This window comes from Streptomyces sp. NPDC059788, assembly GCF_042732265.1.
Taxonomy (GTDB): domain Bacteria; phylum Actinomycetota; class Actinomycetes; order Streptomycetales; family Streptomycetaceae; genus Streptomyces.
Genome location: NZ_JBHWHY010000001.1, coordinates 307,790 through 331,743, shown reverse-complemented (window position 1 = coordinate 331,743; position 23,954 = coordinate 307,790). Strand labels below are relative to the sequence as shown.

At 65.6% G+C, this 23,954-nt stretch carries 23 protein-coding genes and 1 pseudogene; 2 read left to right on the top strand and 22 right to left on the bottom strand.

The annotated features are described in order from the left end of the window. Nucleotides 1-723: 723 nt before the first annotated feature. The 13 genes from ACFV57_RS01835 to ACFV57_RS01775 all read right to left on the bottom strand — a co-directional run bounded on the left by ACFV57_RS01835 (nt 724) and on the right by ACFV57_RS01775 (nt 10,934). Complete coding sequence (locus ACFV57_RS01835; RefSeq protein ID WP_385224593.1) at nt 724-3,114, bottom strand: Helicase associated domain protein; 2,391 nt, start codon at nt 3,112-3,114, stop codon at nt 724-726. 513 nt (nt 3,115-3,627) lie between these two features. Continuing rightward, nucleotides 3,628-3,867, bottom strand: coding sequence for a hypothetical protein (locus tag ACFV57_RS01830; protein WP_385224591.1), 240 nt, complete (start codon nt 3,865-3,867; stop codon nt 3,628-3,630). Nucleotides 3,868-4,426: 559 nt separating this feature from the next. Continuing rightward, complete coding sequence (locus ACFV57_RS01825) at nt 4,427-4,768, bottom strand: hypothetical protein (protein WP_385224589.1); 342 nt, start codon at nt 4,766-4,768, stop codon at nt 4,427-4,429. Nucleotides 4,769-5,082: 314 nt separating this feature from the next. Further along, the gene (locus ACFV57_RS01820; RefSeq protein ID WP_385224587.1) at nt 5,083-5,388 is read right to left on the bottom strand and encodes a hypothetical protein; all 306 of its coding nucleotides are present in this window, start codon (nt 5,386-5,388) and stop codon (nt 5,083-5,085) included. Beyond that, nucleotides 5,388-5,555, bottom strand: a complete 168-nt coding sequence (locus tag ACFV57_RS01815) for a hypothetical protein (protein ID WP_385224585.1) — start codon at nt 5,553-5,555, stop codon at nt 5,388-5,390. Before ACFV57_RS01815 ends, ACFV57_RS01820 begins: the two co-directional genes overlap by 1 nt. Before the next feature lie 311 nt (nt 5,556-5,866). Continuing rightward, the gene (locus ACFV57_RS01810; protein ID WP_385224583.1) at nt 5,867-6,046 is read right to left on the bottom strand and encodes a hypothetical protein; all 180 of its coding nucleotides are present in this window, start codon (nt 6,044-6,046) and stop codon (nt 5,867-5,869) included. A 273-nt stretch (nt 6,047-6,319) separates the two neighbouring features. Continuing rightward, entirely contained in the window at nt 6,320-6,451 is a 132-nt protein-coding gene (locus ACFV57_RS01805; RefSeq protein WP_385224581.1) for a hypothetical protein, read from the bottom strand. Nucleotides 6,452-6,546: 95 nt separating this feature from the next. Beyond that, nucleotides 6,547-7,020, bottom strand: coding sequence for a hypothetical protein (locus ACFV57_RS01800; RefSeq protein WP_385224579.1), 474 nt, complete (start codon nt 7,018-7,020; stop codon nt 6,547-6,549). 192 nt (nt 7,021-7,212) lie between these two features. Then, nucleotides 7,213-7,902, bottom strand: coding sequence for a DUF6283 family protein (locus ACFV57_RS01795; protein ID WP_385224577.1), 690 nt, complete (start codon nt 7,900-7,902; stop codon nt 7,213-7,215). Continuing rightward, the gene (locus tag ACFV57_RS01790) at nt 7,899-8,264 is read right to left on the bottom strand and encodes a DUF6354 family protein (protein WP_385224575.1); all 366 of its coding nucleotides are present in this window, start codon (nt 8,262-8,264) and stop codon (nt 7,899-7,901) included. The genes ACFV57_RS01795 and ACFV57_RS01790 overlap by 4 nt, the downstream gene beginning before the upstream one ends. Further along, nucleotides 8,261-8,434, bottom strand: coding sequence for a hypothetical protein (locus ACFV57_RS01785; protein ID WP_385224573.1), 174 nt, complete (start codon nt 8,432-8,434; stop codon nt 8,261-8,263). Before ACFV57_RS01785 ends, ACFV57_RS01790 begins: the two co-directional genes overlap by 4 nt. Before the next feature lie 167 nt (nt 8,435-8,601). After that, nucleotides 8,602-9,012 (bottom strand): hypothetical protein, encoded by a 411-nt coding sequence (locus ACFV57_RS01780; protein WP_385224571.1) that lies wholly within the window; start codon nt 9,010-9,012, stop codon nt 8,602-8,604. Between the two features lie 101 nt (nt 9,013-9,113). Beyond that, entirely contained in the window at nt 9,114-10,934 is a 1,821-nt protein-coding gene (locus ACFV57_RS01775) for an SNF2-related protein (protein WP_385224569.1), read from the bottom strand. A gap of 251 nt (nt 10,935-11,185) precedes the next feature. Between ACFV57_RS01775 and ACFV57_RS01770 the strand changes: the two are divergent. Then, nucleotides 11,186-11,371 (top strand): annotated as a pseudogene (locus tag ACFV57_RS01770) (hypothetical protein); the annotation flags it as partial. Nucleotides 11,372-11,506: 135 nt separating this feature from the next. On the opposite strand, the gene ACFV57_RS01765 reads toward ACFV57_RS01770, so the two are convergent. The 9 genes from ACFV57_RS01765 to ACFV57_RS01725 form a co-directional block, all read right to left on the bottom strand. Further along, on the bottom strand, nt 11,507-12,400 hold the full coding sequence (locus tag ACFV57_RS01765; protein WP_385224640.1) for a hypothetical protein: 894 nt from the start codon (nt 12,398-12,400) through the stop codon (nt 11,507-11,509). Nucleotides 12,401-12,637: 237 nt separating this feature from the next. Beyond that, nucleotides 12,638-12,952 carry a VRR-NUC domain-containing protein gene (locus tag ACFV57_RS01760; RefSeq protein WP_385224567.1) on the bottom strand — a complete coding sequence of 105 codons (315 nt, stop codon included), beginning with the start codon at nt 12,950-12,952 and terminating at the stop codon, nt 12,638-12,640. Next, nucleotides 12,949-13,209 (bottom strand): hypothetical protein, encoded by a 261-nt coding sequence (locus ACFV57_RS01755; protein WP_385224565.1) that lies wholly within the window; start codon nt 13,207-13,209, stop codon nt 12,949-12,951. The genes ACFV57_RS01760 and ACFV57_RS01755 overlap by 4 nt, the downstream gene beginning before the upstream one ends. 202 nt (nt 13,210-13,411) lie before the next feature. Beyond that, nucleotides 13,412-16,585, bottom strand: coding sequence for a hypothetical protein (locus ACFV57_RS01750; protein ID WP_385224563.1), 3,174 nt, complete (start codon nt 16,583-16,585; stop codon nt 13,412-13,414). A gap of 280 nt (nt 16,586-16,865) precedes the next feature. Next, nucleotides 16,866-18,686 (bottom strand): phage/plasmid primase, P4 family, encoded by a 1,821-nt coding sequence (locus ACFV57_RS01745; RefSeq protein ID WP_385224561.1) that lies wholly within the window; start codon nt 18,684-18,686, stop codon nt 16,866-16,868. A 1,343-nt stretch (nt 18,687-20,029) separates the two neighbouring features. After that, nucleotides 20,030-20,233 carry a hypothetical protein gene (locus ACFV57_RS01740; RefSeq protein ID WP_385224559.1) on the bottom strand — a complete coding sequence of 68 codons (204 nt, stop codon included), beginning with the start codon at nt 20,231-20,233 and terminating at the stop codon, nt 20,030-20,032. Then, the gene (locus ACFV57_RS01735) at nt 20,230-20,613 is read right to left on the bottom strand and encodes a hypothetical protein (protein WP_385224557.1); all 384 of its coding nucleotides are present in this window, start codon (nt 20,611-20,613) and stop codon (nt 20,230-20,232) included. Before ACFV57_RS01735 ends, ACFV57_RS01740 begins: the two co-directional genes overlap by 4 nt. Then, entirely contained in the window at nt 20,610-21,413 is an 804-nt protein-coding gene (locus tag ACFV57_RS01730; RefSeq protein WP_385224555.1) for a CPBP family intramembrane glutamic endopeptidase, read from the bottom strand. The genes ACFV57_RS01735 and ACFV57_RS01730 overlap by 4 nt, the downstream gene beginning before the upstream one ends. A gap of 20 nt (nt 21,414-21,433) precedes the next feature. Further along, nucleotides 21,434-23,287, bottom strand: a complete 1,854-nt coding sequence (locus ACFV57_RS01725; RefSeq protein ID WP_385224553.1) for a DHH family phosphoesterase — start codon at nt 23,285-23,287, stop codon at nt 21,434-21,436. A 201-nt stretch (nt 23,288-23,488) separates the two neighbouring features. Here ACFV57_RS01725 and ACFV57_RS01720 point away from each other — a divergent pair. After that, nucleotides 23,489-23,954, top strand: a 466-nt coding sequence (locus ACFV57_RS01720; protein ID WP_385224551.1) for an Lsr2 family protein, incomplete at its 3' end; no start/stop codon positions are given.

Here is a 23,954-nt window from a genome sequence, read left to right as displayed (position 1 = left end):
TTGGCGACGTCACATGCCGCAAAACAGCGAGCCTCAACCGTTCTTCACTGCGGCGCGGCAGGAGCAGCTGCTGGGGCTTGCCTTGCTCCTGCCGCGCGCCACTCACCAGGGGAAGGCTTCTCTCCTTTGCCCGAGCGCTACTTGCCAGATTCAGCATGTGTGTTGTGCGTCATCGGTCGGGCCGGTGTGCCCTCCCGGGTGGCAGACCGCCGCATAACGGACCAGGAGCTGTCCTTCCTGCAACAAGTTGGTGGTTGCTTCGCTCTGTGCACTCCATCCTGAGGGACCGCACTTGACCAATCAACGACGGACTAATTCCAGAACCAGAGCTTCGTCTGTCTATCCCCGATAGCTCACGGGCAGCTTGTTTAGTACTCCAGCAGGATTTCGCTGTCTGACCTGTGGTTTTGGCTGAGCGGCTGGAGTGTAGTGGGCCGGGACAGCATCCTCGCCTGTAGGCGCGGTCGAGAATGACGTGGCGTGGGCCCAGGAGGACGAGACCAGCTCCTTCGTGGACACGACAGGTACACGCGGTGTCGCTCGTTGCGCGTATCACGTCCCGAAGAGCGCCAGCCGTTGGGGAGATCGAGCAGCAGCGACCAGTGCCCGGGCGAAGCGGCGGCGGGGGTGTAGCCGGCGCCCCAGGCGGTCGTGCTGGGCACCGAGCCTGAGGGAAAATCAGGCTCGGCGGGCGCATTGCTGAAGAGCTTCAGAGGATCAGTCCTAGAACCACCCGGGGAGGGCTTCCAGACGAAGACGCCGGTCCTTCGCCAGCTTCCCTTGGCGGATCAGCTTCTTCTGCTGGAGGAGCCATCGGTACACGTTGAAGCCGTCGACCGGCTTATCAAAGGGGACCTTGATGTTGTCGTGCTTGGCCGCCCAGCCCGCAAGAGCGTTGAAGTTCGCCTCCCACACAGCCGCCAGGCCATCCCATGCCCACTCGGGACGCTTCTCCAGGGCCTCGGCCTGTCCGTCGGGCAAGGTGCCCTTGCGGTACCTCGCGCGCTTACTGGAGACCGCGTGGCCGAGTTCGAACGTCTCGCCGTTCAGCTCGGACTTGTAATGCTGAGGGATACGGGCGTGGCCATACTGGGTGATGAACTGGTCGAGGTGCTGGAGGAACCGTTCGAACTTTGCATCGTGGACGTGCCACATCCACCCCGGCAGCGCCTCGTAGTAGGCAATCTCCTCGGCATCCATGAGGGAGTAACGGCGCCGGTTACGAACAAGTGTGACGAAGTGGTCGAGCCGGTAGCCGGAGGCGGTGACGTGGCCGCGCGGGACCCCGGCATGCCCGTGCTCGGTGACAAAGGCTTTCAGTTCCTTCCGGCCGCGTTCGCGTTTGGCGTCAGCAAGTCGCCACGTCCACCCGGACTGAGACTCCAAGAGCGCCGCGCGCTTGGGCAGGAGCTTGCCGGCGGCATGGAATCTGCGCTGGTATTTCGCCCAGCTTCCGAGGGTCCCGGCTTCGTTGGAGGAAGGCACGACCGCGTGCCCGTGCGCGGCGACGTACCGCTCCAGCAGCCCGTAGAAGTGGTACCAGTCCTCGGTGCTGCGCTCCAGCACGCGGACGCCCAGGGCATTGACGAAGCTGGAATCGACATCCGCACTGCTGTAGATCTTGACCCTGTCCGGCAGTACGGAACGGACCTTGGTGTTGTCCCTGGGCTCAGAAGTCTCCCCACCGAGGCATCGTCGAGCCACGGTCAAGGCAGCGTCCATGCGCTCATCCTGGTCACGAAGCGTGGCCAGTACTCGCCATACATGCTGGAATGAACTGGCCTCCAGGACGGCCTGCGGGCTTTCTCCGGGGGCCAGATAGACCGGCAGCAGGATCAGCGCGGGACGATCGTGGTCAGGGTGGAGCCGCAGAGCACGTCCGACCGCCTGCACGATGTCCGTCTGCGACGACTTCGGGTCCACCAGGCAGACGCCCCCGACGCCGCTGACGTCCACGCCCTCGGTCAAGGTCCTCACGTTGTTCAGGACGACATGCTGGCCACTTGCAGGGCGAGCCAGCAACTCCAGTTGGGCGGTGCGCGCGACGGCCGGAGTGCTGCCGTCCATGTGCAGGGAGGTGATCCGCACGTCGGCGGTGGCAGCGCCGATTTCGCCGAGGGTCGCGGAGAAGCGCTTGGAGCGGGCCACGCGGCTATGGAAGGCAATGACGCTCTGCAGATCGTGCTCGCGCATGGTCCGGGACAGTGCGATCTGGGCGGCCACCATCGCGGTGTCGCCGCCCCCGGCGCCCGCGTGCGAACTCTCCTGCCGCAGCAGGGCCGCGTGGACGTCTGCGTCCGAGACCAGGACGATCGCGACCTCGTAGTCGGCAAGCAGCTTCCGCTGGATGGCACTGCCGGTTGTCAGCTCGAAAACGCGCTTTCCGTACAGCGTCTCGTCATCCATCGACACGACGTCGGCGGTGCCGTCCGAATCTTCGTGGATCAGGCTGGTGGCCGTCAGGGAAAGACGGAAATCTGCGGGAATGCGCTCATTGTCGAGCACGATCGAGTACTTCTTGCCCGCCCGTCCGGCGGTGTGGTGGGCCTCGTCCAGGACGGCGAGATCCAGCGGTGGAAGCGAATGTAATGAATAGGCTTCAGCTATTCTCCCCACTGAATGGTAGGTGGAGATCAGCAGGCGCATCCGAACCGATTGGGTCGAGGTGAGGAATTCGGCGATGCGGTCCGGTGCCACGGTGACCGGAACGGCTGTGCCGCCCACGGCGGAGTCCGCGCAGACGATGAGCGCATCCAGCTCACCAGGGAATTCCGCAGCCCATCCTTGATAGATCTGCTCGGCCAGGGCGAGCGTGGGCACGGTGACCAGAACCGTGGGGGCAAACCGCTCGCGTGCTACTTCCCGCGCCACAAGGGACTTCCCCGTCCCGCAGGCCATGACGACCAACGCCCGGTCTCCCGTGGCCTCTCGAATAGCCTTCAGTGCTTCTTCCTGATGCGGGCGCGGGGTCATTCGAGAAGCACTCTTGCGGTTATGCGCTGGTGTGCTTCGGGCATTCATGTCGACTCCATCGGTGATGGTGATAGGGAAGTTGATGAGACTGGTGATCCATGAGGCCCGAAGTAAGGGACGTACTGCCGCGAATTCCGTCATGACGTAGAGGAAGGCACTGCCCTGGACGCCGAGGATGGGGCGGAGGGACTCTGTTCCGTCGCACCCATGGCTCGTGGGAGGTCGTCAGAGGTCTGGTTGGAGGCCGGTGCGTGTCCCAGCTGGTGCATTGACGGATCTCATCGGTGTCTTGCTCGGGACTTCGACGATCAGCGTCGCTGTCGCGTCTGGTCGGTGGCAGTACAACGTCTCCTCAGGGACGCCAACGGAACCCGGGGATGCCCATGACGCGACGTCGACGTATCTACGGGGGACAGGCCGGGTGTTTGTGCCCCCGGCCTGTCCCGGTATTGATCCCGCCTATGCCGACCGATGTCGCACGGCTGGAGAACTGCACTGCCGAGGAGTGGAACCGCTGGTGCAGGAGGGCCGCGAGGGCCTCGGCCAGGCTGTGGGCACTGCGCATCCGCGGGGCTGCCTGGAGCATGACCTGCGCAAGCTGCTTGGTACCGGTCTGGGCCAGCCGTGCCGGGAAGCCGAAGGTTTCAAGCAGGGTCAGGAAGGCCGGGTGCCGCAGGCGGGGACCGATGGAGGTGAGCAGTCCGTGAAACCGATTGGAGATGCGGGTGGCGTCCTAGGCAGGGTCGTCGTCAGGACCATGGGCAGTTCGACCCGCACGCTCGCGGCCGGGTCGATGGAATGCAGCAGGTGAGTGCGGGCGGCATCGTCGATGACGTAGGCATTGCGGGCGTCGGTCTTGCCCGTGCCGGAGTGCAGGTCGGCCAGCAGGCGCATCGACAGGCCCGGGAGTTCGGGCCGCGGTGACCACCAGAGGGCCGATAGAGGCCGGCTGGTCGAAAGACGACCAGGACTCTTCTCCGGGGCCCCAGGCGGGAGAACCGCTCCCGCAGTTGGGGCTCGCCGTTGGGCAGCGGTTTATCGAACACCGTACGGCCGTCGGCCAGCAGGGCCGTTCCATGGTGAGCCGACTTGCCCACGTCCAGGACGCAGAAGGCATCGATCGACGTGAAGTCGTTGCTGGTTACCGGGCATTCCCTCCCCTCCCGGTACAACGGGTGACCTGCGAGGACACCGGAGATCTGCAACCACATGACACAGCCCCACCCGTGGGCGGACACGCTTCCATCAGCGATCAATCGGCGCCAAGACCGGTGACAGCCCCGCGGCGGTCATCAAGGACAGGGGCAACGAGTCCCTCCGAAGGCCGCCAACCTGAACCGGTCCCTACGAGGAAGGTGATTGTGAAGTTGGAGTCGATGCCGCAGCCGGCAACGGCGTCATGCGGAGTCGCGAGGGCGTCGCGTGGAGAGCGGCCAAGCCGCCCCTGCATCGTTCAGGCGTCGAGAAGCACGCAGACGGGGCATTCGGGTGCCCCGGACGGCGCGGCACGCTGCACGGTGTAGCCGCACAGGCAACCGTGGAACGTGCCGTCACTCACGTGCATGTAGGTGTCTTCCCCCCCTCGGATTTGATTGCGGGCATCGGTGATCTCACCGGGCTCGACGAAGGTGACGTCGGTGACGCCCATCGGGGCAAGGTTCCCCGCGATGGCGTTCTTGAGGGTCGCCACATCCGGGTCGCCATCATCGACACCCAGCCCGGTGAACCCGACGTTCTGATCTGCCGGGCCCGGCTTGGGGCTCTTACGGGGCCCGCCGGAGGTGAAGTCCTGCATTGTGCTGTCACTCCTCTGTCGTGGGTTGGGCATCTCACGCCGTCGTCCGGGGCGCCTGTGTCGCCCGCTCCGTCCCGCCGCACCGGCGTCGGAATCCCGTGTAGAGCGCGCATCTCGTCGCCAGACGTGCCGACTCAGCGGAAGAGGTGGGCGTGCTGTTCGTCGCTCAGGTCGATCTCGACGCTCTGACCGGTGGGCCGGTCGATGACGGTGAGGACGCAGGCATCGGCGGCGGACGGCTGGGCGGCGCTCTCGGTGACCTGAGGCTCGGCGCCTTGTTCGTATCGATAGTCAGATGCTCCGTCAGAGTGCGTTCACGAGGGGCCGGGAGGGACTAGGTCGTTCCAGAGGGGTTCGACCTTGACGCCGATAAGTTCGATGTCAGTGCCCGGGCTCTCCTCGATTGCGCGTGCGAAGCGCCGGCGCAGGGTCGCAGCCTTACTGCGGGCCTTCTTCTGATCGGCGAACGGGCCGACGGTCCGTGTGAAAGTCCGGGTCTTTCCGGTCTTTGGCTTCGACTGGCGCATGAGGATGATGACGGCGAGGCCACTCGTCTCGGCCGCCAGTAGCTCCTCCCACGAGGGGTAGGTCTGGCGGGTGGTGTTGCTGTAGGCCTGCATCAGCGAGCCTCCTTGTCGTTGGGGTCTTGGCGATCGGAGCTCGTGTCGTGGTGCCAGCTGTAGTCGCGCCGTTCGCTCTCCCCCTCGTACCAGCGCCCGTCGCACGAGTGCAGCCAGGGCGGGTGGTGGTAGAGGTGCGAGTATGGCTGGAATGGAGCGTTAGGCAATCGAGTCTTCTTGGTGTCTGGTTGGCGACTGATGCGTGTCCCGGCCGGCGCACCGATGGGGCTCATCGGTGTCTTGCTCGGTGCTTCGGTTATCGGCGTCGCCCTCGTGTCTAGCCGGTGGCCGCAAAACGTTTCGTCAGGGACGTCACCGGGACCCGGGAGGGCTCCTGATGTGACGTCGACGTACAAGCAGGGAACGGACCAGGTGTTCTCGGCCTGTTCCGGTATCGATCCCGCACCCGGGTCGGCTATGCCGACCCAGACCCCCGAGGTCAGCGCCCGTAGGGTGCGAAGCCGAGCGGGTTAGGTTGTCACGCATCGGAACGTGACGCGAAGTACTTGTTCCACTGGGCGAGCGCCTGGTTGTTGAACTTGATCTGGTTGTCGGCGTCGGATGCTCGGCGGAGAGTCTCATCACGGCTGAACCGGCAGCGCACGAGCCAGTCGTCGTCGCGCGAGGTCAGCCGCGGCTCGTTACTCCCATGCGCCATTAGCCGCGAGGCCCGAATCCACGTGCACCACGGACCAGCAGTCTTTGCCGGTCTCAGGATCGGTCCCGTGTCAGGAGCCCTGTAGCTCGAAGTGGTACTTGTCGATCAACGAGGTTTGCGCGGTAGCCGATCGGCAGGATGCGGTATTCCGTGGGGAGGACCGCGCGCAGGAGGCTATTCACAGTGTCGGCCCTCATCACTGACCTGGGCACTGAAATCGTCCGTGTGTTGCCTGGCGGACGGTCTGGCGCACGGAAGACTTCGACGTGCAGGTCAGCCGGCGGGCGTCGCAGACGCGTCGGTCTGCCGAGCGGGGTAGGCCGCGTGCTCCTTGAACTGCTTGGACTCGTTGATCAGCCGGGTCAGCTTCTCCTGGGCCACGTCCTCGTTCCCGGTCTCCAGCATCGCCCTGCCTGTGTTGTTGCGCGAGGGTGGTGCCACGGCATCAAAAGGCCCCCTCTTGTGGTTTCGGACGCCGCTTTTTGAGGAGGTGCGGGCCCTCAGTCCCAGAGCTTCAGGGTGCGGTTGTCGAGGTCGAGGCCGCGGGTATCGGGCGGGTAGCTGTCCGGGGCCTGAAGACCCAGGGCCCACACGGTGACGGCGTACTCGTACCCGTGCCGGTGGCGGTGGTAGTCCTGGGTGGAGAAGACCAGGAACCGGGCGACGGCTCCGCCATACGGGCCCTTGCCGTGTTCGTCGTAGTGAGGCCCGAGGGGGTTCTCACGGCGCCTTTGGTTCTCGATCCGGGGATCAGCCATCAGCCGCAGGAGGCCGTTGTGCCAACGGGCCAGTTCCCCGGCCCGGATCCGCAGGGCTTCGCCGATCTCCGCCCCGGTCTTCTCCAGCAGCTCCTCCAGGTCGAAGTACCCCTTGAGGGTCCGCTGTTCGTCGTACTCCTTGAGCGCCTCCAGCTCACCGTCGGTGAACCCGGCGGTATGGTACTCGCACAGGCCCCAGGTGCTGTCTGAGAACATGGCTCTCCTCCGTTCCGCATGCCGTCAGCCGGTGCTCCGGGGCGGGTACTGCCGTGGTCGTACCGGGTATGGCGACGGGTCGATGTCGTGTAATCAACCTGATTCCTGCGGCAGCACATCTAAGCGCCTCGCCCGAGGTGGCCACCGTGGTGCGCCCGACCGGCGGCGCAGGGCGGGCCGCGGTCTTGACGCTCAACGCGGATCATCCTTCGGCTGTTCACTAGGGAGTGGCACGAAGTCCGCTCCACGGAGCTGGGTCGTCAGGGCCGGGTCGTCGGGGGCGACACCGTTGGCGACGGCCATGGCAGCGTAGGAGTCGTACAGTTCCATTCCGGCGGGCAGGTCGGGGCGGGCCAGGGTGCCGTCGGCGAGCATCCGCTGGACACCGGCGTGGTGCTGGGCGCCGCGCAGCAGCCACCCGGCGCACATCTGGGGCTGCCCGGGGCGGCCGGAGTGGCAGCCGAAGCGCCGGTCGGCCCCGGGGAGGGAGGTCGCGGCCGAGTGCCGGTACGCCTCCGCCGGGAACTGGCCGGGCGGGGCGTCGCGCCGCCACGGGCACGGCTCGGCTCCGCTGCACGGCCGCGCCCGCGCGGCGGGCGGCCCGGCGCAGGCCTCGTACGTCGTCACGCCCCACTCGTCGTCGGCCCGGCGCCGGGCGATCACCCAGGCGCGGGGCGCCGTAGGGTTCGCGCCCGTCACCGCGGCGGGCTCCGCCGGCTGCGGCACGGGCGGCCGACCGTCGGCGAACTCCACGTTCAGCTGGGCCAGCACCGCCTGGACCGACAGGCCGCGTTCGGCCGCGAGTTCGGCCAGCCGAGCCCGCACCCGACGGTCGTGCACACTGTCCCCGCTGTACGGCAGGGCGTCACCGGCGGTGCTCATCGGGAGTCCTCTCCGGCGACCAGGCCGAGGGCGACGAAGGCGGCGCGGGCGTAGTCGTGCGGGGTGGCCGCCGGGCCGTGCACGGTCGCCAGCGCGGTCAGCAGGCGGGTGTAGCGCGGGTCTGCGGTGAGCGCGTCGCAGTCCGCCAGCAGCGCGAACTTGCGAGGGTCGGCCAGCGCCTTCAGCTGGATGCGGGTGGTGCGCCCGGCAGTGCCGCCGAGGTCGTGCTCGACGGCGCGCAGTGCCCGGCCGTCGCCCTCCAGCGCCGTGACCCGCAGGCGCCGTTCGCGCCCCTGCATGTCGGGGGCGAGGTCCAGGTAGAGCTGGTCGGGCACTACGGTCCGCGCCCCGTTGTCGCTCACTGCGTCTGCCCGCGCTCGCCGGGCGCCTGCCAGAGGAGGGTCTCCAGCGGCGGGCTGGCCGGGTCGGCGCGGGCCGGGCGGTCGGTGGCCGCGTCCGCGTCGCTGAACAGCGCGGCGCGCTGCGCCGCCGCGTCCGGCTCCCCTGTCTCCGGCAGGATCTGCCCTGTCATCCGCTCACCCTGCTCCCCCGGAGCTCCCCCGGCATGTCGCTGTGCAGGCGGGATTCCCTCGTGCACCGGTTGTTGAAGTAGTGAACCGGTTCTGCTTCCGGCTAAGGGCCGCGTATCCGCACTACTCAGGATCTCTTGCGCGTCGTGAAGAACGGCCTGTTCACTGGTCATCGCCTTCTCCTTGCATATGACATCGATTCAAGCCTCAGGCTCACCGACCATATCCAGTCCTGTTGGTGCGATGGGTCATGCTCCTCTGCCAGCGTCGTACGAGAAACTGGGGAATTCCGGGATCGTCGACACCCCTCGGTTACGTCGTGCAGGAGTCCCCACAGCACGTTCTCGGGCGAGACGAGCCGGGAGATGAGCACGCAGTGCTCGGCCACGAACATGAACCGCTGGACGCGGCCGTTGTGGCGGCACTGCATCGACAGCGCGTGGGCGACGTCGATGAGAACGACGCCTTCGGGCCTGGGGCCGAGCGGGTAGAACTGCGGGTTGGCGTAAGACTGCATCCAGGACCCGTGCCGCCCGTAGTCCGTCGCGGATCGGGGCGTCGGGGCGGTGATCGCTGCCATGGGGAGTCCTCTTCTTGATCACGCGTGTTCGGTGAGCGGTCGCCGCAGCGACGGCCCGGCTGTGGAATCCCACAGCCGGGCCGTCGTCGGATGGGTGTGGGTCAGACCCGCTCGGAAGCCCAGAGGTCGTTGAGGTCCTCGCGGATCTCTTCCTCCAGCGCGGCGAGAAGCGCCTGCTCGGCGTTGTAGTCCCCGGAGACGGCCTTAATGAGGTCGTCCTGGACCTGCTGCTTGCCAGCGAGCACCGAAGGCATCCGCTCGTCCTGCGTTCCCTTGGCGATGAGCCGGTGGACGGTTACCGGCTTCGTCTGGCCCGTGCGGAAGAGCCGGCCGTTGGTCTGCAGGTAGTGTTCGAGAGAGAACGGCAGCGTGTACCAGATCATCGTCGAGCCGCCGTGCTGCAGGTTCAGACCGTGCCCCGCGGCGGCAGGGTGGAGCAGCATCACCGGGATCTGCTGGGCATTCCACCGACGGACCATGTCGCGCGAGCCGTTGAAGGCCTGCGCGTCGATGCCGGCCTTCCGGAGCCGCGTGAGCAGCTGCTCCTTGTCGGACTTGAAATGGTAGGCGATGAGCACGGGCTCGCCGCCGTTGTTCCGCACCAGGTACTCGGCCATCTCGATCTTCTTGTCGTGGATGACCTCGTACCGGCCCTTCGTGCTCGGGTCGTCAGGATCCGCGGTGTAGAGCGTGCCCGAGGCGAACTGCATCAGCTTGCTCGTCAGCACCGCCTGGTTTGCGGCAACGATCGATTCGACGCTCTGCGTCAGCTTCCCGTCGTCGCCGGTGTAGGTCTGCACAATGTCCAGGGCCAGGTCGCGCTTGAAGTCCTTGTATGCCTTGAGCAGGTCCGGTGGGAGCGTGACATTGACGTCCTGGATGCTGAGCGGCGGGAGCTGCAGGCTTGTGTTCTCAGCGCTCATCACCAGGTGCGAGATGGCCTGATGAATCTCGGCCTCGGCGTTTGCCGTGGGGATCCACTTCGCCGGCGCCGTGGTGCCAGGCATCATCTTGGGCGTGAACCAGCGGTCCCGGTACGCGGTGATGTTCTGCCCCAGCGCCTGCCCCTCGTCGAGCAGGTAGACCTGGCTCCACAAATCGTGGAGACCGCTAGGACTGGGCGTTCCCGTGAGCTCGATGAGTCGGTGCATGGCCGGCCGCACCGCCGCCAGGGCCAGGAAGCGCTGCGAGGCGTGCGACTTGAAACCCTGGGACTCGTCAATGATGACCGTCTGGAAGGGCCAGATGATGGTGTTCTGACCGTTGATGTTTCGGACCGGCAGCTGGTCGATGAGACCGAAGCGGCATTGAGCGCAGCCTGCGCCGGAACAGATTCGGCAGCCATAGGCTTCCCACGTCGCCAGGCCCGACGTGAGCAACTCCCGCATCCAGGCGCGGATCTTGGCCTTGGCGGGGACCCGGTTGTTCGCGTTGCCGGCGACCAGAGCACGGTAGTCGTCGATCACCTCGTCTCGGCCCAGTGCCCCCCGCGCCCGGAGCAGACCGAGGATCGCCGTCGCCTCCGGTGACACGGCCGGGGCAGGCACTGCGCCCGGCACTGGCGTGATCAGCTTCGTCTCCTGGGACGGCTGCGTCAGCAGCTCCTGGTTGATGAAGTACATCGTCGGCGGATCGGTGGCGACCTCCTGGAAACGCTTCAGGCGCCTGGCCTTGGAGAGCTTCCTGTCGTTCTCGTCGACGATGAGTGTCTTCGTCCGGATGGGGAAGCCCCACTTCTCGATCTCGTCGATCCAGGTGGAGCGGGCGATCGCCACGGGCGCTATGACGAGGATGTGCCCCATTGGGCGGATCGTCTGCAGGGCACAGAGGGTCGTGAGCGTCTTGCCGGCCCCGATTTCGAGCCACGCGCCGGCGAAGGGGTGGTCAACGAGAAAGTCGTGGATCTGCTGCTGATGCGGCATCAGCGAGATCGGGGACGGAGCAGTAGCCGTAGACATGTCGCTGGTCCTGACTGGTCTTCCAGTGGTGGCCAGACATCTCATGCTGTTGGGATGTCGAGCGGGCTGGGAATCGATGTGGTGTGATCATGCGGTTGCCTGCGCCACGGTGGGAAGGTGCGGGTGTTTCCCAGATCAAGGTCTGACTGGCGCAGGCGACGACCTTGCTGGTCCGGACATGCGCCCGGTTCACCGATCGCAACTGGCTGCAGTCGTTGGGGACCACATCAGCCCCCGCGCCGCCGCGCCTGTTGGTCTCCGGCCATGTCGCGGGGCGGGTCAGCCGGCTGAACGGCACAGGGCGGGCGGAGGTGAACCACCAGCCCCTCGCCATGCCGGACGGGCTCGTCACCTGCGTCGACGACCGGGCGGGTGAGTTGCTCGTCCTCGCCCCGAAAGGAGCCCGGTGCCGATCCGCTCAACCGGAGAGGTGCCAGTTGGTGGCGACGCGCTGCTGGGCACAGGCCAGGCTGTCGCCCGAGGATTCGTGGCTATGGCAGCGGCTCAGGTCTCCGCCACCACATGCAGGGCAGGGGCTAGCCCGCTGTGACGACGTGGTCGCCTTCGATCTGCTGGGCGACCTTGATGGCGTTGGCAATCCACCAGCGGTGCTGGCTGGCCTGCATGACCTGGTCGGTGGGAATGTTGTGCTGGTCGGCGATGGTCCACAGGGTCTGGTCGCCGGCGCAGTTGGTGTCGTTGTGGACGTGGCCGGGGGCGGGGTTCTCGCAGTTCCAGCCGACGAGGACGGCCCAGAGCAGGGAATCCAGCTTGTCGGCAGCCCAGTCGCGGGAGTCAAGGATGATGCGGGTGCGGAGGCTATCGAGGGCGGTCTTTGCTCCGAGGAGAGCGGGTACCGTGAGGCTGTAACCCATGGAGCAGGCGCGGGCCAGGCTGCGGAGCTCGGGCACGTCGGTTTCGGCATCCCAGAGCCGGTCGTACAGCTCTGCGAGGGACTCCTCGGTGTGCTCGGCCAGGGGGAGCCGGTGTTCGGGGTCGGTGACGGGCGGGGCGGCCGGCAGCGCGCCGGTTTCGGTGAGAAGGTGCTGCTCCCACAGGGCAGCGACGAGACGGTGCCAGCGCTGCGGGACCGGGGACCAGCCACACGGGCAGGCCACGGACCAGCGGCCGGAGGGCAGTTCGAGGCGGTGTGGCCAGTGCCTGGCGACAAGGTCCTTGTGGCCGGGGCAGATGTGGCCGCCCGCGGGAAAGATGCTGCCTGCGCCGAGCGTGCACCAGCCTTCCCCCGACCACCCGGGGCGCATGGGCGAGCCGGCCAGCGTCGCCATGGCGTCGAATTGGCGCAGACACCTGGGCACCAGGCAGGTGCGCAACACTGGTGCGTTCGTGAGGGAATCGATGTGGACGTACAGAGCTTCGAGCTGGTCTTCCGTCAGGTCGGCGAGCGGGATGCGCTCTTCGCGGATCACGGTCAAATTCCTTCCGTGGCGAGGTAAAGGCAGCCGGTGCTGGTCGGGCGAATCCGGTCAAGGTGAATGTGGGTGCAGGTGCGGGTGGACCGGCTGAGCCAAAGGCGTAATCCCAGCCGATGACCAGCTCGACGGTGGCGTGCGTCTCGTCGATTTCGAAGATCCACCGACTGGCGCAAGCGGGCTGTCACCCTGGTCTCGTATTGCGACGGTTGGCCACGGCGGGCCACCTCCGGATCATGGTGCTGTTTCCCGCTGATCGGATGGGGGCTCGAGGAGGTACGCGATGAACGCGTCGACGCCCGGCTTGTCGTCGACGACGTGGACTTCAGCTCCGTGGCAACGCAGCTTGGCGTGCATGAGTTGCTGCAGCTTCCGCAGCTGACCGCCAGGACGCTTGACCTCGACGAACACAGTGCCGCGGGGGGCGACGACGATCCGGTCGGGCACTCCCCCGCGGGCTGGCGAGACGAACTTCAGACACAGGAAGTCGTGTGCCCGGCACTGGTCAAGGAGGTAGCCCTCGATGACATGCTCACGCGGGGTCGTCATCGGCTCTTGGCCTTCTTCTCCTGCTGGGCCTGGGCGTCGTCGTCCTGGGCGGAAGTGTCGGCTGGCACGGCATCGGACACGATCGCGTACTTCTTCAGGAACGAGCCGAACTCGGTGATCGTCCGACGCTGCGCTCGATGATGGACCGAGCGCCGGAATCGGAAGAGTGAGTCTACGTAAATGACCTTGGTCAGGGCCCCGTCACTTTTGCGCCGCCAGCGCCGTCCGGGCTGGACTGGTTCAGTCGCGGCACTCACAACTTGCCCCCTCAACGGTGCGGACGGGACGTGTGGTCTGGAACATGACGTCACTCGATTCTCTCGCTATGGCGAGCCAGGCTCGCCTGAGCCAGGCTCGCCTTCATCTCAAATTCGACTTCTCAAATTCGATTCGGGCACCGAGCAGCGGCGTGTTGTCACGGCCCGGCACCCTGTGGTCCGGTCGTGGTGCAGGCGCTGATCAGGCGGCGTTCTTCCAGTTATTGGTGAACGTCTCGTCGAGCATCCGAGTATAGATGTCGAGATCGAGCGCCCCGATGAGCTGTTCGTTCCGGGCGGTCGGCAGCGCGCGGAGGTCATCGTTGACAACGATCACCGACCAGCTCGGGTCGATGCCGTTGATCCGGCGGATATCGACGTCCTGGTCATCGGGCAGCAGCGTGAGGCCGTCGGAGGTGCTGGCCTCGCTGCGGTTTTTCGCCCACCCGTGATGGCGCAGGATCTCCAGCGCAATCGGGTCACGCCGTACGCCGGCGCTGCCGGACTCACGCCGCTTGCTTCGGCTGGCCGGGGTCACCTTCCATGCGCCGGCGTTGTGCAGGCTCACGGCTCCATCGGTGCCGTCGTGGACGATCAAGACCCGGTTGACCATCTGCAGCGCCCGCGGGTTCACCAGCTGCGCATCGGCATCCTCGTTGTCGTCACGGTCGGGCCCGGCGCTGACCGGGTCGGCGGCGAACGGGTAGGTGATCGACCCACGCGAGGCGGCGAGGACGTTCTGGAACAGCAGCAGCGTCCGCACGGGATCGGCCGGGTCGATGGCCTCTTCAATCACCTTCCGGCCCAGCACGGGATCGAACGGCTCGGCAAGAGCCTCCTCTCCCCTGCTGGCGACGGTCTGCAGGTAGCGGGCCAGGGCGAAGTCGATCACGGCCGGGTGAGCCAACGACTTCGTCGGGGTAGGACCCGCGTGGCAGGCCAGCGTCCCGCCGGAGGCGGTGATGACCGGGCTGTCGGCGACGCTCCGGTCCTCACTGGGCGACTCCAGCTCCAGCCGGTTGTTCGAGTCCTTGCTGATGAGGAACATCAGCTCCGGTTCGATGTCGATGCCGATGGCGGCCTGCTGCTCGGCGAGCACCCGGTTGTTGGTGGTCTCATCGAAGCCGTTCTCGCCGCCGATGACGGAGTAGAGGCCGTCAGTGTTCGTCGAGATGATCCGCGCGCCGGCCAGCGTCTGGGCCTGCCCGATCCGCCAGCTGAACAGCTGACCGATGATCCGCATCGAGATGGTGCGGTTGTTCATCCTGATCGGGGTCCGGTGCGCGGCGTCAGCAGCACCAGAGGCCGAGTTGAGGATCAGCTTCGTGCCGTTGCGCAAAGTCGTGAGCCGGGCCTTCTCCTCTGCGGAGATCCCCGGCTTCTTCACCTCGAAGCCCAAACGCTCCTTCTCGAAGAAGATCGTCGTGTAACGGTCCTCGCCCAGCTCGGGGTTGTAGAACGCTCTCATGTTGCGCAGCAGGTTCGGGTAGTAGCTCGTGAAGTCCTCGTGGATGACGAGGCCTGCCGAGGTCCGAGCGTATTTCGGGTGCAGCTTGGTGGACTTGTCGGCCTTCGCAGTGAACAGCTCGGGAGCCTTTCTCGCTGGCTCATCACGATAGATGGCCTTGACCGCCGAGGTGACGGCCAGGACCGTCTTGCCGTCGAGCACGGTCCCGTCAGCCAGGCGCACGTGCATCGCCTCGGTGTCCGGACGCTGAGTGGCCAGCAACCGGGCCGGGTCCGGCTCTTGGGCCTGTGCACGCGCGAGTTGCTCAGCCTGATCCGGGTCGTCCTTCCTCGGCTTGCGGTACTTCACCTTCTCCGAGTCCGAACCCAGCAGCACGAGCCGCTTGTCGACGGCCGTGCCGTCAGGTAGCGCGAGCAGGTTGTGCTGGCGCTTGGCCTCGGCGACGAAGTCTTTCGGGTCCGGGTAGAAGAGCTTGGCGAGGCCGATCATGGCTGTCTGTTCTCGGTGCTCGAAGGAGTCGGCGTCGAAAACTGTCATGTCCGCTTCCGCGCCGTGTACGCCGCCTGTGCTGAACGTGGCGAAGCACGACGACGGGGAGGCGTCACGGTGGAAGTAGGGCACGTTGTTCGGCGTCTTCGGCAGCTCGCGCAGCGACGTGGCCGGGAGGTCGAACAGCTCGCGGTACTCCTCGGAGTCGTTGAAGTTCTGCCCCTCGATCGAGCGGTAGTAGTTGATGACCTGCATGAACTGGCGGTGCGCCTTCGCCTGTGCCGATGTCGCGGCTGGGTTCTTGGTAGGGTCGGGCGCCACGTTCTCTTCGAAGAAGCGCACACACTCATCGAGCACGTTGACCTGGGAGACGCCTTGGTCCTCGGCCACCTCCTTGGCCGGATAGAGGAACGACACAGTCTTGATGTCGTTCAGCGAGGTGTACGGCGCGAGGATGCGGCCGACGAACTTCGCGGAGGACGAGTCGATGGTTAGGCGGTCCCGGCGTACCGAGCCGTTCTTGGCGTAGACGGTCTCGGAGTACCGCGCCAGCAGGCCGGCTTTGAGATCGAAGTTGCTGGCGTAGGCCGGGTGCTGGAAGAGCTGAGCCAGGCCCAGGCAGTCGGAGACGTTGTAGGCCAGCAGCTCGTAGAGATCTTCGATCGAGGTGATCGAGGTGTCGTGGCTGAGCTTTTCGGACTCCTTGATCTGGCGGCCGAGCATCCCGAGAAGGCGCTTGAGGCTCACCTTGGTCTGCAGCTCGTTGAGACGGGCGACGTCCAGGTGCCGGCCCGAGTGCATCATGGCGCGCCGGATCTTGGCGGCCGGGCCGTCCCAGCCAAGGTAGCCGGGCATGTACTCGATGTGCTCGTTGAACAGCTTGTCATTGTGCTCGCGCATCTCGCGTGCAGTCGTCGGCTGGACAAGACGACCGGAGTGGGGAGCCGGAAAGGTCTCCATCAGGTACAGCGCGAGCATGGTCATGTCGTAGTTCAGCGAGTTGTACCCGGCCAGAAACGGGTGTTTCACCGGGTCGTACTCGGGATCCGTGTCGCAGACCGGGCGCAGGCTCGCCGGATAGGACGAGGCCTCGCGGCGGTCGTTGACCTGGTCCGCGTTCGAGAGGCCCATCAGTTCGGCCAGGCGGAGGTTGCCCCGCTCGCCGCGCAGGTTCCACAGGTGGGCGCTCACCGCGGGCAGGCCCGGGTTGGAGCGCACCACGGCTGCATAGAGCGCCTGCGGGTCCACGGCGTCGGAGAGCTGCTGGTCATCGGCGAGGAAGAAGATCTCCAGGTCGTCGACGGCTCTGCCAGGCCGCGGGGTGTAAGCACACAGAGTGAAGACGTCCGACAACGACTCGATGTCGTAGAAGGTGAAGCGCGCCTTCGAGGCCGTGACGGGTGTTCGTTGTGTGGTCATGGTGAGGATCTCCTTTCGTCGGTCCGACCATCACGGCCGGTGTCTGGGGAGGAGGCGCGCGTGGCCTCAAAGGGAGTCGTGAGGAGAGCACCAACGCGGGGTATCCATGCGCCGGGATGCCTCATTCATGAGCCAAACCTTCTCCACAAGGTCCGTCGTGATCTCCAAGCGGACGATGAGGCTGGTGATCCGCCACTCGCCCGCGACGTCGGACATCGCCGTGATCATGCGGGCGTGGCCACGGGCGAGTTTGCCGAGTGCACCAGCAGTTTTCGCTGCATCAGCCCTGATCGTCAGCGGTGTCAGCAGCCGGGGCAGTTGTGCCCGTCTGCCGGAGCAGTCCGCGGTAGTTGGCCTGCAGCGTCGGCTGGGATTTCTTCTTCGGGTCGCTGCCGGTGTAGTTCGGGTGCATCCACTTCTTCAGCTCGTACTCGGCGATGAGCACCTCGGGAGTGCGCATCATCTGGCCGGGCCGGATCTTGCGGTTCTTGTCCGGGCAGTGCCACAGGGCATCCGGCCGAACGATCGACACGAGGTCGGTGATGAACTGCTTGTTGCTCACTGGCGAGTTCTGTGGCGAGACATCAGCAAACCATGCCTTGTACAGGTCGTAGAGGAACGTGAACGGCGCCAGATCCCAGACCAGCCGCTCACGGAACTCTCCCCAGAAGTCGCGCACGGGGTCGTTGGCCTCCTTGTACTCGGCCAGGACCACCTTGGTCCCCACCGGCTCGGAGAGCTGGTAGTAGTTCCCCGGGGAGGACGCGCCGGCGCGGTTGATCGCGTACCAAAAGACGTACTCCAGAACCTCACGGCGCTGGAGGTAGTCGTCCCTGATGTACATCTTCTCGACTCCCTCGAAGGACTTGGTGAAGGGCACGAAAAGCTGCCGGCGGTAGAACGAGTTGGACTTGTCCTTCACCTCCGGGAACTCGTTCAGGCACTGGACCATGAAGCCGAAGAACTGGTAATCGATCGGCGTCCGGTGCTTGCGGTTGATCCGGATGACGTCGTTGGTCACCACCGACTTCAGGTTGGCGGCCTTGTCGATGCTGGTGCCGACGTCGTTTTCGTCTACGATGATCGCGTTGGCGCGCACCAGCGGTTCGAGCGCGAATTCCTTGCCGAAGTCCGAGAGCGGGATCGAGGTATGCGCACCGCTTCCGAGGAGGTTGCGCATGAGCGCGCAGAGCGTGCCCTTGCCGTTGTTGCCTTCCAACGAGTAGAACCAGGCGGTCTTGCGCCAGCCCACATGCGGCCGGATGATCGCGCCGATGATCTCCCAGATCAGGTCGGCGAAGCCTTCGTCACCGGGCTGGTCGAAGAGGTCCTCGATCCAGGCGACGACTTCCCAGTCTCCATCCTCGGAGTGCGTGATGACCTGCTGTGGGGCGTCGTCCACGTAGTCAACGTCGTTCTTGGTCAGCAGCACGATGGCGGGGTCGAAGGGGTGAACCTGCTTGGGTTCGAAGTGGAAGTCCCTGCCGTAGATCGTGACGTCCAGCGGCTCGGTGCCGTAGAAGACGATACCGTTGCGCGCGGCGATGAAGTCGCGGTTTGTGCTCTGGTGCCGGCGCGGGCTGTCTTCACGCAGAACGGCCAGAACCTCGGCGAACTCCTTGAGGGTCATCTGGGTGTTGTACATGCGCGCCGTGGTGCGAATGTCGTCCTCGCTGTGAGTGTACGTCCCGCGTGCGTGCCCCGTGGGCTGGTACATCGCCAGCAGGTCGTACTCACGGTCGGTGCCCCCGGCGTTGGGTGCGATGCGGATGACGTGGTGCAGCCGCAGGAGGATCTGCGCGACCTGCCAGTGCGTCAGGTACCTCGGCAGGGGGTGCTTCTCGGCAGCCATGGCTGCCTTGGAGTTCTCGGCCTTGATGACGCCGCCCATGATCGCCAGCAGTTCCTTCTCCAGGACGCGGGGGGCCGGAGGGTCGGCCGGGTCGATCCGGTCGAGGTAAGCGGCGGTGATGTAGGTGACGATCTCGTTCTGCGGAGCCATGTCGTCGCGGTTCGAGAAATACCCCGTGACGCCGGCCAGGACGTCGGCGACGGGGTTGGTGCGCGGTCCGGCGCTGGAACCGGCGGCAGGCACGGACATGAGTGCATCAGAAGGCGTCATGCTGCTGCTTTCTCGATCGTGGTCGAGTTCCTGCCGGCGATGAGTGGGAAGCCGATGGGACTCGCAATCGAACGGAACGTGATCTTGACCCTACGCCATTCGAGTGTCATTTTTCAACGATTGAGTAGCCATTCGACAAGAGACGTCGACTGGGATCATGAATAGCACTCAACTGAGGACCGAGAGGTCTGTCGACAGGAGCCGGAGAGGGCGTGACCGTCACGGTCACGCCACACGCGCCATGAGCCTGAGGGAACGCGAGAAGCCGGCGACCCCGTCGGGCACACGTCCCACAGAGCCGCCGGCTCGATCACGCACCCGCGGGCGGCGTGAGCCGCCCGGCCTGCTGTCAGGATTCGGAGGGGTTCTTCTGGCCGGTCGAGCCATCTGCCACCAGGGCATCGACCGATCCCTCCAGAAGGGCTCCGAGAGGCTGCAAATACCCCGTAGGGGTATGTGAGTGATGTACCACGTCACGCGGTACACCTGTTCTCGCAGGCCAGAGCAGGAATTTCAAGAGTTCAAGAGCAGGCCGTACCACGTGCCATTCCCAACGTGGTACAGGGATTTTCCCAGGTCAGACAGGGTTTATATACCCCCTGTACCACTTGTACCAGAAAATAGGTCCTTTAAGTTACACGCGAGAGGGGATGAGACAGCAGACTGGCGAGCCAGGACCGAAGCTCCCCCAATCCCCCTAACGCGTCCCCTAAGTGAACGGGCAAAAAAACGTGGTACTCGTGGTACATCGACGGGAAACGCTGATTGACCAGGCGAAACGTCGTACCATGTCGCCCCTCCCGCGCGGTACACCCAATGCAGGAAAAAGCCTCACGGTGCAGGTGTTTACCCAGGTCAGACACGGTTCTCAGGGGTGTACCACGTCTCGTGGTACACCTGGTAGCCCGATGCACCCCTCGGCGACCACGTCGAGGCGGACTTCCCAGTCGAGCCGCCGCGTGGCCCCCAGGACCCCGCGACCAAGCCCCGGCCAGGCCGGAGGCCGCATGGCATGTCTGTGGCGCCCTGAGGCTCGCGGAACACTCCTGACACGTCCCCCGAGCGCGCATCCTAGCCCTGCCCGAGTCGTTCACCCACGGGGCTTCACTCGATGCGAGAGGGCATTGGACTGCCATTCGTCGCCTATTGCGAGTGATGCACGATAGCTGCTATCGTCGATGCCAGGTGATCGATGTTGCACTGGAACGTGACAACAGAAAGGCCGGAGAGCATCCCCGTGGGAAGGGAGCTCTCCGGCCTTTCCGCATGTGCTGACGAGTACGAGGCGTGGATGACGCGCATCGCCCAGGGGTGACCGTGCTTCAGCTTCGCGGGTATCCCTCATGGGGGAACTGGGGACTGCGGCCACGGGATCGCTCGTCTGCTTCGACGACGTAGAGGATCTCGTAGGAAATCGTGGTGTTGAGGTTGAGCCGGTTCTTGCTCTGGCTCTTGTTCATCGCGATTTCGCGGAAGCCGTAGACGGCCTCGGCTCGATCAGAGAACCGGCGCAGCCTCATGCTCACGCGCTCACGCGCTCACGGGCCTGTTCGGCCGTGACGCCCATGTCGGAGACGACGTAGACGTGTAGGTGACCGCGATCGAAGGTCGGCTTCTCACCAGTGTCGAGGTCCAGACGGATCTTCGCGCGGCTGATGTCGAGCGCGTCGGGACTCACGAGCTTGCCTCGTGAGTCGTACGTGCAGGTGCTGACGATAGCCATGATGAGATCCCCTCCTCTCCTGATGAGTATGACTGAATATTTGCTTTCAGTCACCCGCTCGGCAACCGGGATGATCCGGTCACCACAGGCATGCCCTCCGCACGAAGGACCGGCAGCTGAAAGGCCGCCAGGTCCCGCGCGGAGGGCGTCATCGTTGTCAAAGAGGCTGAGCACCTCGCTCACTGGATCGCGGACTCGCCTTTCGCGCCTTGGACTGCGCCAGGCGCAGTCCCGCCGGCGACCCGTCGGTAGAGCCCAAAAGCACAACCAGCAAAGGCCAAGCACAGGAACACCGGGGAGGCGGGGTTCGCCAGAGCGCAGAGCGCCTGTGCTGGGACCAGGGCGGCAGCGAGGTTGAAGCCCAAGTGCAGGAGCACGCAGGGCCACAGCACGCGCGTGCGTTCGTAGACCAGGGCCAGGAGCACCGCCAGTGGCAGGGTCGAGGCGAACTGCACGGCGTTGCCGTGCAGCAGGCCGAACACCATGGCGGTGACCAGCGTGGAGGCAAGGATGCTCACCCGCTTGCGCAGCAATGGGTAGAGCAGCCCTCGGAACAGGGCCTCCTCCCCCGCGGGAGCCGAGACCATGGTGAGCAGCACAGTCGCCAGGGCTCCAGCCGCATGCCGCGTCTGATGCGATGCGTCGAAGCCTGTGGACCCGGCCGTGACGTAGATCCACAAGGCCAGCGACTGCCCGGCGAGGAAAGCCAGGACCGCGCAGCCGACGACGGTCCAGCCAAAGCACAGGATTTCCGTCCTCGGCCGCAGGGCCGGCGCGTACGCGAGCCACTGGGGCCGCTGGCTCCTCACCACGCCGACCAGGACGGCAACAAGCATGCCCAGGGCGGAGGTCGCGACGATTGGCTCTCCGATGAGGCGGACTGCGACGGCGCCGAGGCCGAGGTAGATCGCGACGACGGCGAACGGCACAAGGACACACCACCCGATCCCGAGCAGACGCGAAGTGACCGGCAGCGTCGCCATGGTCTCCTCCTCTACAGGGCTCAAGCAGCCGTGGTGATCTGTTCGTTGATGACGGCCTGGACGCGGGTGTCGCCGCGGAAGGTGTTCAGCTGCAGCGTCGCCGTGAAGCGCAGCGTTCCCAGGTCGGTGCGGCTGGCGCGCTGCACGAAGCTCTGGAGCACGTCGAACTTCTTCTTGGCCACGTTCCACCACAGGCAGGACAGGCCGGACCGGGTGACCAGGCGCAGGTGCTGCGATTCGGATCCGATCCGGTCAACGCGCAGGCCCAGAGGCTCGATCGCGATCTCGACGACCGGAGCGGTGAAGCCGTGCCCGAAGGGCTTGAGGTCCTCGGTCCGGCGCACCAGCTCGAACAACGGCTGCAGGTCATCGAGGCCGGCGTCACAGTCGGGGTCCGGGCCGAGCACGAGATCACCGCTCGGACCATGGGTGCCGACGGCGAGCAGGGCGGCCTGGGTGGTCTCCTGCAGCACGGCGACGAGGTCGCCCAGCCTCTCGGCCTTCGCGACCCGAACGCCGCAGGCCTGCTGGTGCCCGATGGCGCTGAGGCCGTCGTGCGGCTCCAAACTGGTGATGATGTCGAACCACCCCGGCGCCCGGCCGGAACCACTTACGGCATCGTCAGGGCCGGCGGGCCGGCTGACGACGACAACCGGGTAACCGTTGATCTCCATCATCCGGTTGGCCAGCAGCCCGTACATGCCCGGGTAGGCGTCCGAGAAGTACACCCACGGGGCCAGGGGTTGGTCCCCCGTGGTGAGTTCTTCCATGTGTTCGACGACCAGCTGCTTGCGCAGCTCGTTGTTCTCGATCACCTGGTGGGCGGCCTTGAGCTTGGCGTCGGCACCGCTGGCGGTGAACACCGCGAAGCACGGCTCAAGCGAGGCTCCCGTGCGGCGCGGGCTGTTCATCGCCGGAGCGAGGTAGAAGCCGAAGAAGCCCTCGTCGAGATCGTCGATGTCTCGGACCTTGCCGACCTGGGCGAAAGCCTTGAGTATGATCGCGAAGCCCTCGAAAGCCCGTAGGAAGACCGGGTGGTGCGGCTCGGTGTGCAGCAGCCGCATCAGGATCGACTGCTCGACGTCGATGGCGTCGGGGTCGGCGTCGAACCCACCCCAGGGATTGGGGACCGTCTTCGGCGCGGCGACGCGCAGCAGGCGGGCAATCGAGATCGCATCGCGCACCAGCTGGCGGTTCTCGTACAGCACGGGCATGACGTCGGAGACGGTGCCGAGACCGGCGAACAGACGCAGCAGGCGGATCTCCCAGCGCTTCTCGGGCTGGTACACGCGGGTGTAGGCCTCGATCACCTGGTAGAGCACGTGGGCACCACAGATCCCGGTGTGGGCGTAGGTCTCGTCGATCCGGCATGGGTCGACGGTGATGTCCGCGGTCGAGCCCGGTGCGAGCTCCTCGTGGTGATCGGTCACCAGCGTCGTCCAGCCCAGAGCACGCGCGGCGGCGATACCACGGTGAGAGTTCACTCCCCCGTCGCATGTGAGCAGGACCCGGGTGTCAGGCCACTTCGCGTGGATCTCGGCGATGTCCTCGGGCGCGAGCTCGTGGCCGCGGCGGTAGTCGGGCAGGTGCAGCTCGGCGTCGAAGCCGAGCTCGGACAGGCCGGCGTAGCCGAGGACGCCGGAGGAGATGCCGTCCATGTCGAAGTCGGGAGCGATGGTGATCTTCTTACCCGTGGCCCGGGCGTCCGCAAGGGCCTCGACCATCTCGGCCAGGCCCAGGAGCTCGTCGTGTTCGGTGGACTCAATCTCCTTCAGATACTGATCCGACCACCCCCGGCGCTGGCACAGCAGCTCGAAGAGGTCAGTGTCTTCTTCGGTGAGCCAATGGTCTTCGACGGTATCGAGCGTGGACATGGTGGAGGCCTCTCGATCGGGGGTGGTGGGGAGCGGGGTACGAGACCCCCTTGGTGATACTGCGACTTTAGCAGCACTATTCTCTCACCATGCTAATTTCGCAGCATCTTCGAGTCTTATTCGAGTTATCAGTGACACGCTTATCTCGAATCACCGCGACATGCTTTTCAAGACTCTTACACATCAGTTACTCTCACTGGTATGGCCATTGAGAAAGTTGTCGTGTCAGATCTCAGTCGTAAGCCGGATGCGGCTACCGTGGCCTTTGGCCTGGGTGGCATGTGGTACGAAGTCGACCTCTCACCTGATGAGCAACAGGAACTCGAAGAAAAGCTGGAGCCGTACATGAAGGTCGGCAGGGAAGCCGGGCCGACGCTGATCAAGAAGCGAGTCGTACCTGATACGACTGTCGAGGAGCGCGAAGAGATCCGGGAGTGGGCCAGGGAGCAGGGCTACGAGGTCAACGAGCGGGGGCGCATCCCGAAGAAGACCATGAAGGCCTACGATGAGGCGCACGGCATCGATCGGAGCATGCCCGAAGTCGCCCCCTCACCTAAAGTCGCACCTGAGACGACTGTCGAGGAGCGCGAAGAGATCCGGGAGTGGGCCAGGGAGCAGGGCTACGAGGTCAACGAGCGGGGGCGCATCCCGAAGAAGGTCAAGAAGG